Below are 16,367 nucleotides of genomic sequence, written 5' to 3' on the forward strand. Positions count from 1 at the left end.
GCCGGCCCTCGTCACGCCGAGACGAGCGCCTCCTGCCGTCGCCGCTCCGCGAGCCGCACGCCGGCCGCCTCGAGGCGCCGCGCCGACTCGTCGGCGTCGATCCAGTCGAGCGCCGCGAACTCGCCAAGGGGCACGACCGAGTGCACGACCGTGCTCGGGTAGACGTGCACGAGGTTGAAGGCCCGCGCGCCGTCGCGGCCTCGCGTGCCGCCGACCGGCACGTTGAGGTCCTGGGTGTAGCAGGTGGCGGATGCGACCGACACCGGGATCCCCGCGACCGACGCGGTCGACGAGTAGTGCAGATGACCGGCGAGGATCGACCGCACGTCGGTGCCGACGAGGGACGCGGCGAGCGCCGACTGGTCGCGCAGCTCGACGCTCGCCGCGAGGTCGAGCACACTCGGCATCGGCGGGTGGTGCATGGCGAGGATCGTCCCGTGCGGCGCCGGGGTCGCGAGCACGCCGCGCAGCCACGCGAGCTGCTCCGGGCTCACCTCGCCGTGGTGGCGACCCGGCACCGTCGTGTCGAGCGTCACGATGCGCAGGCCGTCGAGGTCGACGACCGCGTCGACCGGAGCGTCGGAGGCCGGCTCGTCGAGCAGCTCGGTGCGGAACGCCCGGCGCTCGTCGTGGTTGCCCATCACCCACACGACCTTGGCGCCGAGGTCGTCGGCGACGGGCTCGACGATCCCGCGCAGCCGGCGATAGGCGTCGGGCTCGCCCCGATCGGCGAGGTCGCCCGTGAAGACGATGGCGTCGGGACGCGCGCCGGATGCCTCGAACTCGTCGAAGAGGCGGTGCAGGTGCTGCTCGCTCGGCACGCGGTCGTAGAGGCTGCGGCCACCGGCCAGCAGGTGGGTGTCGGAGATGTGGAGCAGGAAGTGGTTCGGCCTCGGGTGCTCGGCCGATCGGATCTGCACGGTGCATCCCTCCGGATGTCGTCGGGTGAACTCTGCTTCGAGTGCTGGTCGAAATCTAGTCCAGCCCACCCACGCGAACCGTGCGTGCATGCGGCGTGTACTCCAGGTGAACATCGGCTGGGATCGGCGGCCTCGGCCCCGCCGCGACCGCCTCGGCTCTACCATGGGAGGTGCCCGTCAGACAGGAGCCACACACCACGTGACGAATCGCATCCCCGATCTGCATGCCGCCGACGCACCGGCGTTCGTGCGCGCATCCACCGACGACCCCATCGACCCGCAGGTGTCCACCGCCCCCGAGCTGGTGCTCGTGCACGTCGACGGTCGGCTCTCGAGGTTCGATCGGGACGTGGTGGTGCGGAAGGGGCTGTACGCGCTCGCCGACGGCCACATGACGCCGCACGAGTCGATGGTCGAGGACCTCCGTGCGATCGGCGAGGCGCTCGACGCGGCGGGCATCCCGTGCCTGCTCGTGCGCGACGACGACGGCCGGCCGATCATCGCCGTCGACCGCGCGCGTCGCAAGGCGCTCGCGGCGGCGCTCGCGAGCGCGTTCGAGGGCGAGCCGTTCTACGCCGAGGCGATCGCGCCGAGGAAGGCGGCTCGCGGCCCCGTGCTGCTGGCCGACGGCCGCCTCGCCGGGCATCCCAAGGCATCCGTCATGCGCGTGTACCGGCCCCGCGTCGAGCCCGCGGGCCGGCTGCGCTACGGGCGCGATACGGCCGTGCAGCTCGAGCTGTGGCGCTTCGGCGAGGAGTCGCTCACCGCGCCGCTGCCCAACGCGCTCACTCGAGCGACGATGCCGCGCCACGAGGCGGTCCTCGCCACCGTTCACCGGTACGGCCGCGAGTGGCAGACGATCCAGGACATGTGGGAGCCGCTCGCGAGCGACGTGAGCTTCGACATCGACATGGTCTTCTCGTGGGTCGACGGCTCGAGCGACGAGTTCCAGCGCGAGCGCGCCAAGCGGATGCAGACCTACGTCGTCGGTGAGGGCGACGACTCGGAGGCGCGCTTCCGCCAGATCGATGAGCTGCGGTACGCGCTGCGCTCGGTGCACATGCACGCGCCCTGGGTGCGGCGCATCTTCATCGCCACCGACTCACCGGCCCCCGCCTGGCTCGCCGATCACCCGAAGGTGACGATCGTGCCGGCCGAGGCGATGTTCGCCGACACGTCGGTCCTCCCGACGCACAACTCGCACGCCGTCGAGTGCCAGCTGCACCGCATCGAGGGCCTCAGCGAGCACTTCCTCTACTCGAACGACGACATGTTCTTCGGCCGGCCGCTCAAGCCCGACGTGTTCTTCTCGCCCGGCGGCATCACGAAGTTCGTCGAGGCGACGACCCGCATCGGCCTCGGCGACACCACCCCGGAGCGGTCGGGCCACGACAACGCCGCCCGCACGAACCGCGAGGTGCTCCGGCGTCGCTTCGGCGCGATCACGACCCGCCACCTCGAGCACTGCGCCGCACCGCTGACGCGAGGCGTGATGGCCGAGATGGAGCGGGAGTTCCCCGAGGAGTTCCGGCGCACAGCCGCCGCCCGCTTCCGCTCGGCGACCGACATCTCGGTGACGAACTCGCTGTACCACTACTACGCGCTCATGACCGGGCGGGCGGTGCAGCAGACCGGCGCGAAGGTGCAGTACATCGAGACGACGCTGCGCGAGGCGCTGCCGGCGATGCGGCGGCTGCTGCGCAAGCGCAACCAGGACATGTTCTGCCTGAACGACGGCTCCTTCCCCGAGATCTCGGTCGAGGAGCGCACCGCCGCGGTGCGCGAGTTCCTCGAGACGTATTTCCCGATCCCCGCACCGTGGGAGCGGGACGCGCACGGCTCCGCCGAGGCTGCGGTCGCCGGCACCGCGAGCTGAATCCTCGACGTCGCGGGTGGTAGTTCGGCGCGATATCGCGGACCTGCAACCACCCGCGACGTTGAGAACCCGGGGCTAGTGGGGGCGGTACTCCTGCAGCGACTGCGTCGCCCGCACGAGCGCCCGCAGCTCCTCGAGCGACTCGGGTGCCGCGCCGAGCGCGCGCGCCTGCACGAGCACGTTGCCGATGGCGGTCGCCTCGACCGGGCCGGCGACGACCGGCAGGCCCGTGCGGTTCGCGGTCAGCTGGCACAGCAGCGCGTTCCGTGAGCCGCCACCGACGATGTGCACCCGCTCGATCGGCTGGCCGCTGATGCGCGCCGCGTCGCGCAGCGTCACCGCGTAGCCCTCGGCGAGCGACTCGAGGATGGAGCGCACCACCTCGGCGCGACCGCGCGGGGGCCGTTGCCCCCGGTCCTCGAACCAGGCGCGGATGCGCTCCGGCATGTCGCCGGGCGGGTAGAAGATCGCGTCGGTCGGGTCGAAGACCGGCACCCGCCAGTCGACGGCCGCGGCCGCCTCGAGCAGCTCCGGCAGGCCGAGCCGCTCGCCGGCCGCCTGCCACGTGCGCACCGCCTCGCTCAGGATCCACAGGCCCATGACGTTCTTCAAGAACCGGGTGCGGCCGTCGACGCCGCCCTCGTTCGTGAACGACGCCGCGAGCGCCTCGGGCGTCGCGATCGGCGCGGGCGTCTCGATGCCCACGAGCGACCACGTGCCGCTCGAGATGTAGGCGCCGCCGGCCTCCATGGGCACGGCGACGACGGCGGATGCGGTGTCGTGCGACCCGATGGCGAGCACGTCGGGCGCGCCATCGATGCCGAAGTGGGCGCGGGTGACCCCATCGATGGGGCCGATCGGCTCGCCGGGGTGCACGAGCTCGGCGAGCAGCGACGGCGGGATGCCCAGCCGCTCCATGAGCTCGACGTCCCACGCGCCGTCGAGCCGCATGAGGCCCGTGGTGGAGGCGTTCGTGCGCTCCGTCACCATCCGCCCGGTCATCCAGTAGCCGAAGAGGTCGGGCAGCATGAGCAGCCGGTCGGCGACCTCGAGCAGCCCGCGTTCCCTGTCGACCATGAGCTGGTTGATGGTCGTGAACGGCATGCGCTGCAGCCCGCAGCGGGCGTAGAGCTCGGGCTGCGCGATGACGGCGTCGACGAGCTCGAGCCCGTGGGCGGTGCGGTCGTCGCGGTACGAGAACGGGATGCCGAGCAGGCTGCCGCGCCGCAGCAGGCCGTAGTCGACCGCCCACGAGTCGACCGCGACCGACGCGAGCGACACGTCCCTCGACGCAGCGGCGACGCCGTGCAGCGCGGCGTCGTACAGCCCCAGCACGCTCCAGTGCAGGCCGTCGCCGATGCGCACCGGCCGGTTCTCGAAGCGGGCCACCTCGTCGAGCCGCAGCGTGTCGCGGCCGACGTGGGCGCGCAGCACGCGGCCGCTCGTCGCGCCGAGGTCGATCGCGGCGACCGTGGCCGTCATCGCAGGAACGCGGCAGCGACGCCCGAGTCGACCGGCACGTGCAGACCGGTGGTGTGGCTGAGGTCGGGGCCGGTCAGCACGGCCACCGCGTTCGCGACGTGCTCAGGCAGCACCTCGAGGCCGAGCAGCGTGCGGCCGGCGTAGTACTTGCCGAGCTCCTCCTCCTTCACACCGTAGACCTCGGCGCGCGACGCGCCCCAGCCGCCCGCGAAGATGCCGGAGCCGCGCACGACGCCGTCGGGGTTGATGCCGTTGACGCGCACCCCGTGCTGGCCGAGCTCGGCCGCGAGCAGCCGCACCTGGTGCGCCTGGTCGGCCTTCGTCGCCGAGTAGGCGATGTTGTTCGGGCCCGCGAAGACGGCGTTCTTCGACGAGATGTAGACGATGTCGCCGCCCATGCCCTGGTCGATGAGCGCCCGCGCGGCGGCGCGGGAGACGAGGAACGAGCCCTTCGACATCACGTCGTGCTGCAGGTCCCAGTCGGCCTCGGTCGTCTCGAGCAGCGAGCGCGAGAGCGACAGGCCAGCGTTGTTCACGACGAGGTCGACGCCGCCGAACGCGAGCAGGGTCGCGTCGATCGCCGCCTGCACCTCCTCGGCCTTCGTCACGTCGCACTGCACGCCGATCGCGACGTCGGTCGAGCCGAGCTCGGCAGCGGCCGCCTGCGCCTTCTCGAGGTCGAGGTCGGCGATCACGACGCACGCGCCGTCGGCGACGAGTCGGGTGGCGATGGCCTTGCCGATGCCGGATGCCGCACCCGTGACGAGCGCGACGCGGCCGGCGTGCGAGCGCGGCTTCGGCATCCGCTGCAGCTTCGCCTCCTCGAGCGCCCAGTACTCGATGCGGAACTTCTCGGCGTCGGAGATCGGCTGGTAGCGCGAGAGCGCCTCGGCGCCGCGCATCGCGTTGATCGCGTTGATCGCGAACTCGCCGGCGACCCGGGCGGTCTGCGAGTCCTTGCCGAACGAGAACATGCCGACGCCGGGCACGAGCACGATCGCCGGGTCGGCGCCGCGGATGGCGGGGGAGTCGGCGCTCGCGTGGCGCTCGTAGTAGGCGGTGTAGTCGGCGCGGTACGCGGCGTGCAGCTCGGTCAGGCGCGCGCGCACCTCGTCGATCGGGGCGTCGCCGGGCAGGTCGAGCACCATGGGCTTCACCTTGGTGCGCAGGAAGTGGTCGGGGCACGACGAGCCGAGCGCGGCGAGCCGCGGGTGCTCGCTGCGCGAGAGGAAGTCGAGCACGACCGGGTCGTCGGTGAAGCGGCCGACCATCGGCCGGTCGGTCGACGCGAGGCCGCGCAGCTGCGCCGCGATCTCCGCGGCGCGGGCGCGGCGCGCCCCGGGCTCGAGCGGGCCGAACCCGGGCAGCTCGGCGCCGAGCGGCTCGGCCTTGCCGTGCTCGGCGATGTAGGCCTCGGCGGTGCGGATGATCCACAGCGAGCGCTCCTCGCACTCGTCGCTCGTCGCGCCCCACGCGGTGATGCCGTGGCCGCCCAGGATGCAGCCCACCGCATCCGGGTTGGCACGCTGGATCTCACGGATGTCGAGGCCGAGCTGGAAGCCGGGCCTGCGCCACGGCACCCAGACCACCTTGTCGCCGAAGATCTGCCGCGTGAGCGCCTCGCCGTCGGCGGCGGTCGCGATCGCGATGCCGGCGTCGGGGTGCAGGTGGTCGACGTGCGGCAGCTCGACGAGCGCGTGCATCGCGGTGTCGATCGAGGGCGCGGCGCCGCCCTTGCCGTGCAGGCAGTAGTCGAACGCCGCGACCATCTCGTCCTCGCGCTCGACGCCCGGATAGACCGCCTCGAGGCCGCGCACCCGGTCGAGCCGCAGCGCCGCCAGGCCCGCTGGCGTGAGCGTGCCGAGGTCGCCGCCGGAGCCCTTCACCCACACGAGCTCGACGGGCTGCCCGGTGGCCGGGTCGGTGTCGACGCCCTTCGCGGAGGTGTTGCCGCCCGCGTAGTTCGTGTTGCGCGGGTCGGCGCCGAGCCGGTTGCTGCGCGTGATGAGGTCGCTGACTGCCTGGTCCATGTCGTCTCCGTCGTCCGTGGCGGCGCTCACGCGCCCCAGCCTGCCTGCGTGCCGCCGACCCGCTCCGCGGCGATGCGCTCGAGGTAGCCGGAGGCGAGGAACGCGCGCATCGGGTCCTCCGGGAGGCCCTTCGCCGCGCGGTGCTCGGCGAGTAGCGGGCGCACGTCGGTCGCGAACGCGTCCATCATGATCTCGTTCGCGAGCAGCACGTCGCAGTCGCGGCGGGCGACGGCGAGCGCCTCCGTGTCGAGCGACAGCGCCTTCGCGACCGCCTCCTGCACGTTGAGCACGCTGCGGATCTGGCCGGGCACCTTCGCCTCGATGTTGTGGCACTGGTCGAGCACGAGCTGCACGTCGGGGTCGCCGTAGCCGCCGCCCGCGATGAGCTCGACGACGATGCGGAACAGCTGGAACGGGTCGGCCGCGCCCACGATCAGGTCGTCGTCGGCGTAGAAGCGCGAGTTGAAGTCGAACGCGCCGAGCTTCCCGAGCCGCAGCAGCTGGGCGACGATGAACTCGATGTTCGTGCCCGGCGCGTGGTGGCCGGTGTCGAGCACGACCTTCGCGCGGTCGCCGAGGGCGAGGCAGTGCACGTAGCTCGTCCCCCAGTCGGGGATGTCGGTGTGGTAGAACGCCGGCTCGAAGAACTTGTACTCGAGCACCATGCGGTGCTCCTCGTCGATCTCGGCGTAGATCTGCGCGAGCGACTCGGCGAGCCGGTCCTGCCGCTCACGGATCGAGTCCTGGCCCGGGTAGTTCGTCCCGTCGGCGAGCCACACCTTGAGGTCGCGCGAGCCCGTCGCGTGCATCACCTCGATGCACTCGAGGTGATGGTCGACGGCCTTGCGGCGGATGCGCGCATCCGGGTGCGCGAGCGAGCCGAACTTGAAGTCGTCGTCCTGAAACGTGTTCGAGTTGATGGTGCCGAGCGCGACTCCGAGGTCCTCGGCGTGCCGCCGCAGCGCATCCCAGTCGTCGACCTTGTCCCACGGGTAGTGGAGCGCGACGGTGGGTGCGAGGCCGGTGTGCCGCTGCACCTCGGCTGCGTCGGCGACCTTCTCGAACGGGTCGCGCGGCGTGCCCGGCGTGCCGAACACGCGGAATCGCGTGCCCGAGTTGCCGTAGGCCCAGCTGGGCACCTCGATGCGCAGCCGGTCGAGCTGCGAGGTTGTGGGGGTGACGGCCATGTCAGCTCCTGTCGTCGGGGGCCGCCTCGAGCACCGCGAGCTGGGCGTCGAGGTCGAAGGCGAGGGGGATGAGCTCGAAGGACTCGTCGGCGGGACGCTCGAGCCCGTCGAAGAACGGCTGCATCTCGGCCTGCCAGCGCGTGTTCGCGTCGCGCGCGGCCATGCCGGCGAGGGATGCGGCCAGGTCGCGGGTGCGGAACGTGCCGATGCAGGTGCCGTCGTCGGCGACGAAGATCCGGTAGTCGTGCCAGCCCGTCTCGGCGAGCGCGGTGAGCATGTCGGGCCAGACCGCGGCGTGCCGCTCGCGATAGGCGGGCACGAGCTCCGGACGGACGCGGAGCCGGAAGCAGACGGGAGTCATGGCGGCGTCGGCAATGCTGCCCATGGTCGCTCCTGTCCTCATCGACGTTGCGGCACCGGTGCTGGCGGCAGGGCCGCGCGGTGCTTGCTGCGAGCCAGCATGCCCGCTGACGGTTTCGAACGCAAGCGCCAAGGTTGCGATTTGGTATCGGTCACTTGCGGAACGGGTTTCGCATGCGTACTGTCACCAGCATCACCGACAAGGGAGACGCTGTGATCAGTCGTGAGGCGAGCATCCTCGATGCGCTCGGGGCCGTGGGCTCCGTGCTCGTCGCCGACCTCGCCCGCGATCTGGGCGTCTCCGAGGTCACCATCCGCAAGGACCTCGACGCGCTCGAGCGCCGCCAGCTGCTGCGGCGCACGCGTGGCGGCGCCGTGCTCCCCGACCGTGGCGACGAGGGCGCGTTCCGCGACCGGCTGCACCGCGAGTCCGCCGCGAAGCGCGCCATCGCCGCGGAGGCGGCCGCGCTCGTGGCCGACGGGGACGTGATCGCCCTCGACACCTCGAGCACGGCGCACCACCTCGCGCTCGAGCTGCTGCAGCGGCAGGGCCTCGTCGTCATCACCCAGTCGCTGCCCACCGCGATGGTGCTGCTCGAGCGCTCCAGCGCGCGCGTCATCATGCCCGGCGGCACGCTCCGCCGTGAGAGCAGCGGACTCGTCGGCCCCATCACCGACGCGCTCGTCGGCCGCGGCCGCATCGACAAGGCGTTCGTCGGCGTCGTCGGGCTCTCGCCTGAGCGCGGGCTCCTCGAGCTCGCGACCGACGAGGCCGTCTCGAAGCAGGCGCTCGTCGCCGCGAGCGACGCCGTCCACGGCCTGTTCGACTCCACGAAGACGCGCGGCTTCGCGCTGCACTCGTTCGCTCGCCCCGACCAGGTGACGAGCCTCATCACGGATGCGCACGCATCCGACGACTTCGTCGAGCAGTGGGAGGCGGTCGGCGTGCCCGTCACGCGCGTGCCCATGCCCGACACCCAGACGACCGGCACGGCGCCGGTCCAGGCGCGGACGGGAACCACCCGTCGCCCCACCCAGAAGGAGCATCGATGAAGATCTCACGCAAGATCGCGGGTGCACTGGCGCTCTCGGCGGCCGCTGCCGTCGTGCTCGCCGGCTGCACCTCGCGCAACGAGACCGGCGGCGAGACCGCCGCGCCGGGCGCCACCGGCGGCGCCACCGGAGGCGCTGGCGCGGAGGACATCACCATCGCGTTCGTCCCCAAGCTGCAGGGCATCCCCTACTTCGAGGCCATGAACACCGGTGGCCAGCAGGCGGCTGAGGAGCTCGGCTTCGAGTGGCTCTACCAGGGCCCGACCACCGCCGACGCGGCCGCCCAGGCCGACATCGTCCGCTCGTTCATCCAGCAGGGCGTCGACGTGCTCTTCGTGGCACCCAACGACCCCAACTCGATGGCACCGCTGCTCCAGGAGGCGCAGGACGCCGGCATCCACGTCGCCACGACCGACACCGACGCGCCCGACTCCGTGCGCGAGGTGTTCGTCAACCAGGCGTCCGTCGAGGGCATCGGCCAGGCGCTCACCGACACGCTGCTCGAGGCCATGGGTGGCTCGGGCAAGTACGCGATCGTCTCGTGCGGCGAGACGGCCGCGAACCTCAACGCGTGGATCGAGGTGCAGGAGGAGTACACCGCCTCGCAGTACCCCGACGCCGAGATCGTCGACGTCGTCTACGCCGGCGAGGACCAGGCCATGGCCACGCAGATGGCGACCGACCTCATGAACAGCAACCCCGACCTCACCGGCCTCGTCGGCGAGTGCACCTCGAGCGCACCGGGCGTCGCCCAGGCGGTCGAGGACGCCGGCCGCATCGGCGAGGTCTTCACGGTGGGCCTCGGCACGCCGCAGTCGATGCTGCCCTACCTCGAGTCGGGATCGTCGAGCGGCTCCATCCTGTGGGACGTCGAGGCGCTCGGCTACCTCACCGGCTGGGCCGGCGTGCAGCTCGCGAACGACGGCGACCTGGGCGACCTGAGCGGCGTCGACAACGAGGCGCTCTCGCAGGTCGAGTACGACGAGGCGAGCGGCGTGCTGCTCCTCGGGCCGCCGACGGTGTTCACCGCTGAGAACGCCGGGGACTACGACTACTAGTCGGCCCGGATCGACCGGGAGGGCACGGCCATCGTGACCTCCGAACGCCGGGGCGCGGCTCGCGCCGCGCCCCGGCACCCCCAGACAGCATCCATCCGCGGCGGCCGCATCCGCCCGCGGCCACCGCATCCACCGCGACCGACCCGGCGACGGCGCCGACGAGGAGCACCATGACCGACACCGCCCAACGGACCGATCCCGCACCAGGGCGCGGCTCGACGCCGAGGCTCGAGATGCGCGACATCTCCAAGCGCTACGGCGGCGTCCGTGCCATCCGCCACGCCGACCTCACGGTGCAGCCCGGCACCGTCCACGCGCTCGTCGGCGAGAACGGCGCCGGCAAGTCGACCCTGATCAAGATCCTCTCGGGCGCCGAGCGCCCCGACACCGGCACGATCACGATCGACGGCAACGAGGTCTCGATCCACGCGACCACCGACGCGATCGCCCTCGGCGTGCAGACCGTCTACCAGGAGCCGCAGCTGTTCCCGGAGCTCACGGTCGCCGAGAACTTCTTCGTCGGCCGCGAGATCACCCGCGGCCCCACGATCGACTGGCGCGCGCAGGGCCCGCGCATGCTCGAGCTGCTCGACACCGTCGGCCTCGACCGCTCGCTCGCCTCCCAGCCGCTCGGCGCCCTCTCCATCGCGAAGCAGCAGCAGGTCTCGATCGCGAAGGCGCTGCTCGAGCAGGCGAGCATCCTCATCCTCGACGAGCCGAGCGCCATCCTCACCGACGCCGAGATCGAGGTGCTCTTCGGGGTGGTCCGCCGGCTCGCCGCCGACGGTGTCTCCATCATCTACATCAGCCACCGCCTCGACGAGCTGTTCCGCATCGCCGACGAGGTGACGATCATGCGCGACGGCCAGACCGTCTCGTCGCAGCCGATCGGCGAGCTGACCGTGCGCGAGATCGCCGAGCGCATGGTCGGCGGTGCCATCGCCGAGGGCGTGCACAAGCAGGGCCAGCACGGCGACCAGGTGCTCGAGCTCGAGCACCTCTCGCTCGACGGCGCGTTCGCCGACGTCTCCTTCTCGGTGCGCGCGGGCGAGGTGATCGGGCTCTACGGCCTGGTCGGCTCCGGCGCCGCAGAGGTCGGCGAGGTCGTGTACGGCATGCGGCACGCGACCTCCGGGCGGATGCGCGCCGCGGGCGACGACCGGCACCCCTCCACGCCGTCCGAGGCGAAGCGCCGCGGCATCCGGATGGTCCCCGCCAACCGCTCGTCGCAGGGCTCCTTCTCGTTCCAGCCCATCGCGTTCAACATCACCGTCGGCTCGCTCGGGCTGCTGGGCAAGCTGGGCTGGGTGTCGCCGAAGGCCGAGCGCCGCATCTCGGACGATCTCATCCGCCGGCTCTCGGTGAAGACGCCCTCGGGCCGGCAGCCGATCGGCGCCATGTCGGGCGGCAACGCGCAGAAGGTCGTGCTCGCCCGGCAGATCGTCGAGCAGCCGAAGCTGCTCGTGCTCGCCGAGCCGACGCAGGGTGTCGACGTCGGGGCGAAGGAGGAGATCCACCGGATCATCGCCGATCTCGCCGAGCGCGGCACCGCGGTGCTCGTCATCACCACCGACCTCGCCGAGGTGCAGCGCATCGCCGACCGGATCCTCGTCTTCCGCTCGGGTCGCGTCGCCCAGGAGTTCCCGCCCACCGCCAGCCAGGCGTCGCTGCTCGCCGCCGCGGCCGGTGCCGTGGACGACCCGGACATCGCGGAGTCGGTCACCGGCCAGCCAGTCACACCTGCGTCCGCCTCTGGGCCATCCACCTCTGGGTCATCTACCTCTGGGCCATCCACCTCTGGAGAGGAGCCGCGATGAGCACAACCACCACCGCCGCGCAGCCGAAGCCGGCGCCGCTGAGCCTCCGGCGCATCCTGCCGCCCATCGTCACCGGCCAGGAGATCGTGCTCCTGGTCGTGCTCGTGATGCTGTGGGTGCTGCTCGGCATCTTCACGCCCGCGTTCCTCACGCCCGGCTCGATCGGTCCGCTGCTCGTGCAGGTCGCGCCGATCGCGCTCATCGGCGTGGGCATGACCTTCGTCATCATCACCGCAGGGATCGACGTCTCGGTCGCGGCGATCATCATGGTCTCCGCCGTCACGACGGCGCAGCTGCTCGTCGCCTTCGACATCCCGGCGATCGCCGCCGTGCTCGTCGCGATCCTCGTGGGCGCCGCGCTGGGCGCGGTCAACGGCTTCCTGATCGCCTACGGCCGCGTGCATCCGATCATCATCACGTTCGGCACCGCCAACCTCTTCCTGTGGCTCGGGCTGCGGATCTTCAACTCCTCGACCGTCAACAACATCCCCTCCACGCTCGAGTTCTTCGGGCGCGGAGGCGCGGGATCGACGCTCGGAGTGCCGCACTCCTTCGCGATCGCCGTCGTCGCCGTCGCCGCCGCCTGGTGGTTCCTGCGCTACGCGAAGGCGGGCCGCAACCTCTACGCCATCGGCGGCAACCAGAACGCAGCGAGGCTCGCCGGCATCAAGGTGCAGCCGCGGCTCGTCTGGGTCTACGTCGTCACCGGCGCGCTCGCCGGCCTCGCCGCGTGCATGGTCATCGCGACCGGCACCGCGACCCTCGACCAGTCGGTCGGCTCGGGGAAGGAGCTGCAGGTGATCGCGGCCGTCGTCATCGGCGGCACCTCGATCCTCGGCGGCCGCGGCAGCGTCGTCGGCACGCTGCTCGGCGCGATCCTCGTCCAGACGGTCGTCTCGGGCGTCACGCAGCTCGGCTGGCCCACCCAGCTCGGCTTCCTCTTCGTCGGCATCTTCATCCTGATCGCCGTCGGCACCGACTTGATCCGCGAGCGAACGAGGAGGCGCGCATGACCGCCGTCACCACCACCCCGACCGAAGAGCGCCGCGGCACACCGTCGCGCATGCGCGACTGGTTCACGGGCGGCGTCCTGAAGGACCGCGCCACGCTGCTGCTCGCCCTCATCGTCGTGCTGCTCATCGCGATGGCGATCCTCGACGGCCTCGGCCTCACGAGCGGCCGCTTCAACAGCGACTACCTCGCGTCGACGCTCATCGCCTACGTGCCGCTCGCGCTGCTGGCGCTCGCGGAGCTGTTCGTCATCACCTCCGGCCGCGGCGGCATCGACCTGTCGGTCGGCTCGATGGTCTCGCTCACGGGCATCGTCTTCGCGATGCTCTACCAGCAGGTCGGGCTGCCGCTGCTCGTCGCGGTCGTGCTCGCCGTGCTGTTCGGTGCGCTGCTGGGCGCGATCAACGGCTATCTCACCGCCTACCTCGGCTACCCGGCGCTCATCACGACGCTCGCCACCTTCTACGCCTACCGCTCGATCGCGCTCGTCGTGAGCGAGCAGCGGCCGGTGTCGGGCCCGGAGATCTCGGCGTTCTACGACGCCGCGAAGGCGATCGAGCTGCCCGTGATCGGCGGCGGGCTGCCGCTCGTGCCGCTCGGCGTGTTCACGTTCCTGCTGCCGGTGGCGGTCGTCGCCTGGTTCGTGCTCAACCGCACCACCTACGGGCGCAAGCTCTACGCGATCGGCACGAACGACACCGCGGCGCAGTGGGCGGGCATCGACACGCGCCGCACCCGCATGACGGCCTACGTCACGGCGGGCGCGATCGCCGGCCTCGTCGGCGTCTACACGGTCGCGCAGTTCGCCTCCGCCCGGCCCGACGCGGGCACGAGCGGCAGCGGCATGGCGCTGCCGGCGATCACCATCGCGGTGCTCGGCGGCGTCGCGATCACCGGCGGCATCGGTCGGCTGAGCGGCATCCTGCTCGCCGCGCTGCTCATCGTCTGGCTCAACGCATCGATCCTGCTCGTCGTGCCCGGCAACGAGGGCGCGCAGGCGCAGCTGCTCGCGCTCGGCATCGTGCTGCTCGGCGCCTCGCTGCTGTCGAACGCCACCATCCGGCGACGGCAGGGCGGCCTCGCGAAGCCACTGTCGGTACCGGGCACGGCGGCCGGCTCGTCGCCCGGCGCACCACAATGAGCCGTCGATGACCCAGCTCGCCGACGCGCTGCTGCGGCTCGCCCACACGGTGGGGGAGCCGCAGCGGGAGCTCGCGGTCCTCGCGGAGGGCAACGTCTCGGCGAGGATCGACGACGATCGGATGCTCGTGAAGGCGACCGGATCGTCGCTCGCGTCGGCCGGTCCGGACGACCTCGTCGAGTGCCGGTTCGCACCGATCCTGGAGCTGCTCGACGACCCGGCGGCGATCGAGGGCGGCTCGGGGGATGCGCGGGTCGCCGAGGCGCTGCTGGCGTCGCGCGTCGACCCGTCGGCGAAGCGGCCCAGCGTCGAGGCGCTGCTGCACGCGGTCGTGCTCACGTCGGGTGCGGCGGCCGCGTGCCACACGCATCCGGTCGCCGTGAACGCCCTGCTGTGCTCCGACCGGGCAGAGCTGCTCGTCGCCGGCGCGCTCTTCCCCGACCAGGTGGTGGTGCTCGGCACCCGCAGCCTGCTCGTGCCCTACGTCGACCCGGGGCTCGGCCTCGGCCGGCGCATGCGCGACGACCTGCGCGCCTTCGCCGACCGGCACGGCGCGCTGCCCAAGATCGCGTGGCTCGAGAACCACGGCATCTTCGCGATCGGCGCGAGCCCGGCCGAGTGCCTCCGCATCACCGAGATGGCCGACAAGTTCGCGCGCATCCTGCTCGGCGCGCTCGCCGCGGGCTCCCCGCGCTTCCTGCCCGACGCCGTGCTCGACCGCATCGACGGCCGGGACGACGAGCACCTCCGCCGCGCCATCCTCGACACGGCCCGCTGACCCATCCACCACCCGAACCATCCGAGCGAAGGAGCTCCCCATGCAGATCGGCGTCCACGGCCTCGTCTTCACCGGCACATTCGACGAGGCGGGCCTGCAGACGGCCATCGCCGGCACCCAGCAGGCGGGCTTCGACCTGCTCGAGCTGCCGCTCATGGATCCGTTCGCGATCGACGGCGCCCTCGTGCGCCGCATGCTCGACGACCACGGCGTCGCCATGAGCTCGAGCCTCGGCCTCGACGCCGCCCACGACCTCTCGAGCGACGACACGGCGGTGAGCCGCGAGGGCGAGACGCTGCTCGAGCGCGCGATCGACGTGGTCGCCGAGGCGGGCGGGCAGCACCTGTGCGGCGTCATCTACTCGGCGATGCAGAAGTACATGGCACCGGCGACCGAGGCAGGCCGCGCGAACTCCGCGGCGGCGCTCGCGCGGCTCGGCGATCGCGCTCAGGCCGCGGGCGTCACGCTCTCGCTCGAGATCGTCAACCGCTACGAGACGAACATCGCCAACACCGCCCGTGGCGGGCTGCGCTTCCTCGAGCAGGTCGGCCACGACAACGTGCACCTGCACCTCGACACGTACCACATGAACATCGAGGAGTCGGGGATGCTCGAGCCGGTGCTCGACGCAGGCGACCGCCTGCGCTACGTGCACATCGGCGAGAGCCACCGCGGGTACCTCGGCACCGGATCGGTCGACTTCGGCTCCTTCTTCCGCGGGCTCGCGAGGCTCGGCTACGACGGCCCGATCGTCTTCGAGTCGTTCTCGAGCGCTGTCGTCTCGGAGTCGCTCTCGAACACCCTCGGCATCTGGCGCAACCTGTGGGACGACTCCGCCGACCTGGCCGCCCACGCCAACCGCTTCATCCGCGACCAGCTGCGCAGCGTCGAGACGATCGCCCTCCACTGAGATCCTCAACGTCGCGGGTGGTTGCTGGGCGCGATATGCGTCGCGAGCGACCACCCGCGACGTTGAGCATGCAGGGTCAGGCGTGCTCGTCGCCGAAGCGAGCGATCGTGTGGCGGGCGTGCGCGATGCGGCGCAGCGAGAGCAGGATCGGCGCGACCAGCTCGGTGCCGAGCACCGCGTAGGCGACCGCTGCCTCGCTCGAGGACGTCGGCACTCCCTCGATCTCGATCTCGGCGACGCGGTCCATGGCGTCGGCGAGCGCAACGAGCTGTGCGCGAGGGATGTCGAGCCCAGCTGCCTCGAGCCCGCCGAGCCCGCGCTCGAGCTCCGCGAGCGCGCCGAGCCCTTCGGGCACCTCCCAGCCGAGGGCGTGGACGAACGCGGTCGCACGCGGGGTCGAGCCCACGGCACCGGGATCGGTGGCTCGGTGAAGCAGCTCGGTCATCGACGCCGACGGCTCGTCGACGGCCGCGAGCACGCGTCGGACGCGCTCGATCGAGAGCCCAGCCACCTCGACGAGCGCTCGCACGAGCCGGAGCCGCCGCTCGTGCGCCTCGTCGTACTGCGCCTGCGTGGCGCTCGTGCGCTCGCCGGGCGGCAGGATGCGCTCGCGCAGGTAGTACTTGATCGTCGGGACCGGCACGCCCGTGCGCGCCGACAGCTCGGAGATCCGCATCGAACGCCCCTTTACTTCGATAGTGGTGCTGTCCAATACTGGAGAGCGCCACTATCCATCGTACGACG

General features: G+C 71.8%; 14 protein-coding genes. 8 read left to right on the forward strand and 6 right to left on the reverse strand.

The genetic code is table 11. The features are described from left to right. Nucleotides 1-11: 11 nt before the first annotated feature. The gene (locus ACLQ21_RS05655) at nt 12-920 is read right to left on the reverse strand and encodes a phosphodiesterase (RefSeq protein ID WP_425662271.1); all 909 of its coding nucleotides are present in this window, start codon (nt 918-920) and stop codon (nt 12-14) included. 304 nt (nt 921-1,224) lie between these two features. On the opposite strand from ACLQ21_RS05655, the gene ACLQ21_RS05660 reads away from it, so the two are divergent. Further along, nucleotides 1,225-2,796, forward strand: coding sequence for a stealth family protein (locus tag ACLQ21_RS05660; RefSeq protein WP_425662418.1), 1,572 nt, complete (start codon nt 1,225-1,227; stop codon nt 2,794-2,796). 75 nt (nt 2,797-2,871) lie between these two features. Here the strand turns inward: ACLQ21_RS05660 and ACLQ21_RS05665 are convergent, their stop codons facing one another. Genes ACLQ21_RS05665 through ACLQ21_RS05680 form a run of 4 tightly spaced genes read right to left on the reverse strand, consistent with a single transcriptional unit; the run spans nt 2,872 to nt 7,880 of the window. Next, a complete protein-coding gene (locus ACLQ21_RS05665) occupies nt 2,872-4,278 on the reverse strand; it encodes a rhamnulokinase (RefSeq protein WP_425662272.1) in 1,407 nt (468 codons plus the stop codon). After that, nucleotides 4,275-6,308, reverse strand: a complete 2,034-nt coding sequence (locus tag ACLQ21_RS05670; RefSeq protein ID WP_425662419.1) for a bifunctional aldolase/short-chain dehydrogenase — start codon at nt 6,306-6,308, stop codon at nt 4,275-4,277. Before ACLQ21_RS05670 ends, ACLQ21_RS05665 begins: the two co-directional genes overlap by 4 nt. Nucleotides 6,309-6,334: 26 nt before the next feature. Beyond that, nucleotides 6,335-7,495 carry an L-rhamnose isomerase gene (rhaI, locus tag ACLQ21_RS05675; protein WP_425662273.1) on the reverse strand — a complete coding sequence of 387 codons (1,161 nt, stop codon included), beginning with the start codon at nt 7,493-7,495 and terminating at the stop codon, nt 6,335-6,337. A 1-nt stretch (nt 7,496) separates the two neighbouring features. Then, nucleotides 7,497-7,880, reverse strand: a complete 384-nt coding sequence (locus ACLQ21_RS05680; protein ID WP_425662274.1) for an L-rhamnose mutarotase — start codon at nt 7,878-7,880, stop codon at nt 7,497-7,499. A 149-nt stretch (nt 7,881-8,029) separates the two neighbouring features. Here ACLQ21_RS05680 and ACLQ21_RS05685 point away from each other — a divergent pair, with 149 nt between their 5' ends. From ACLQ21_RS05685 to ACLQ21_RS05715, 7 genes are all read left to right on the forward strand, one after another. Next, nucleotides 8,030-8,908 (forward strand): DeoR/GlpR family DNA-binding transcription regulator, encoded by an 879-nt coding sequence (locus ACLQ21_RS05685; RefSeq protein ID WP_425662275.1) that lies wholly within the window; start codon nt 8,030-8,032, stop codon nt 8,906-8,908. After that, a complete protein-coding gene (locus tag ACLQ21_RS05690; protein ID WP_425662276.1) occupies nt 8,905-9,966 on the forward strand; it encodes an autoinducer 2 ABC transporter substrate-binding protein in 1,062 nt (353 codons plus the stop codon). Before ACLQ21_RS05685 ends, ACLQ21_RS05690 begins: the two co-directional genes overlap by 4 nt. A gap of 170 nt (nt 9,967-10,136) precedes the next feature. After that, nucleotides 10,137-11,783, forward strand: coding sequence for a sugar ABC transporter ATP-binding protein (locus tag ACLQ21_RS05695; protein ID WP_425662277.1), 1,647 nt, complete (start codon nt 10,137-10,139; stop codon nt 11,781-11,783). Further along, a complete protein-coding gene (locus tag ACLQ21_RS05700) occupies nt 11,780-12,796 on the forward strand; it encodes an ABC transporter permease (protein WP_425662278.1) in 1,017 nt (338 codons plus the stop codon). Before ACLQ21_RS05695 ends, ACLQ21_RS05700 begins: the two co-directional genes overlap by 4 nt. Further along, nucleotides 12,793-13,935 carry an ABC transporter permease gene (locus tag ACLQ21_RS05705; protein WP_425662279.1) on the forward strand — a complete coding sequence of 381 codons (1,143 nt, stop codon included), beginning with the start codon at nt 12,793-12,795 and terminating at the stop codon, nt 13,933-13,935. Before ACLQ21_RS05700 ends, ACLQ21_RS05705 begins: the two co-directional genes overlap by 4 nt. Before the next feature lie 7 nt (nt 13,936-13,942). Next, complete coding sequence (locus ACLQ21_RS05710; protein ID WP_425662280.1) at nt 13,943-14,713, forward strand: class II aldolase/adducin family protein; 771 nt, start codon at nt 13,943-13,945, stop codon at nt 14,711-14,713. A gap of 40 nt (nt 14,714-14,753) precedes the next feature. Then, a complete protein-coding gene (locus ACLQ21_RS05715; RefSeq protein ID WP_425662281.1) occupies nt 14,754-15,623 on the forward strand; it encodes a sugar phosphate isomerase/epimerase family protein in 870 nt (289 codons plus the stop codon). A gap of 76 nt (nt 15,624-15,699) precedes the next feature. On the opposite strand, the gene ACLQ21_RS05720 is transcribed toward ACLQ21_RS05715, so the two are convergent. Then, entirely contained in the window at nt 15,700-16,299 is a 600-nt protein-coding gene (locus tag ACLQ21_RS05720) for a MerR family transcriptional regulator (RefSeq protein WP_425662282.1), read from the reverse strand. Nucleotides 16,300-16,367: the final 68 nt, after the last annotated feature.

Origin of the sequence: Agrococcus sp. DT81.2 (assembly GCF_049844935.1) — a bacterium.
GTDB lineage: Bacteria > Actinomycetota > Actinomycetes > Actinomycetales > Microbacteriaceae > Agrococcus.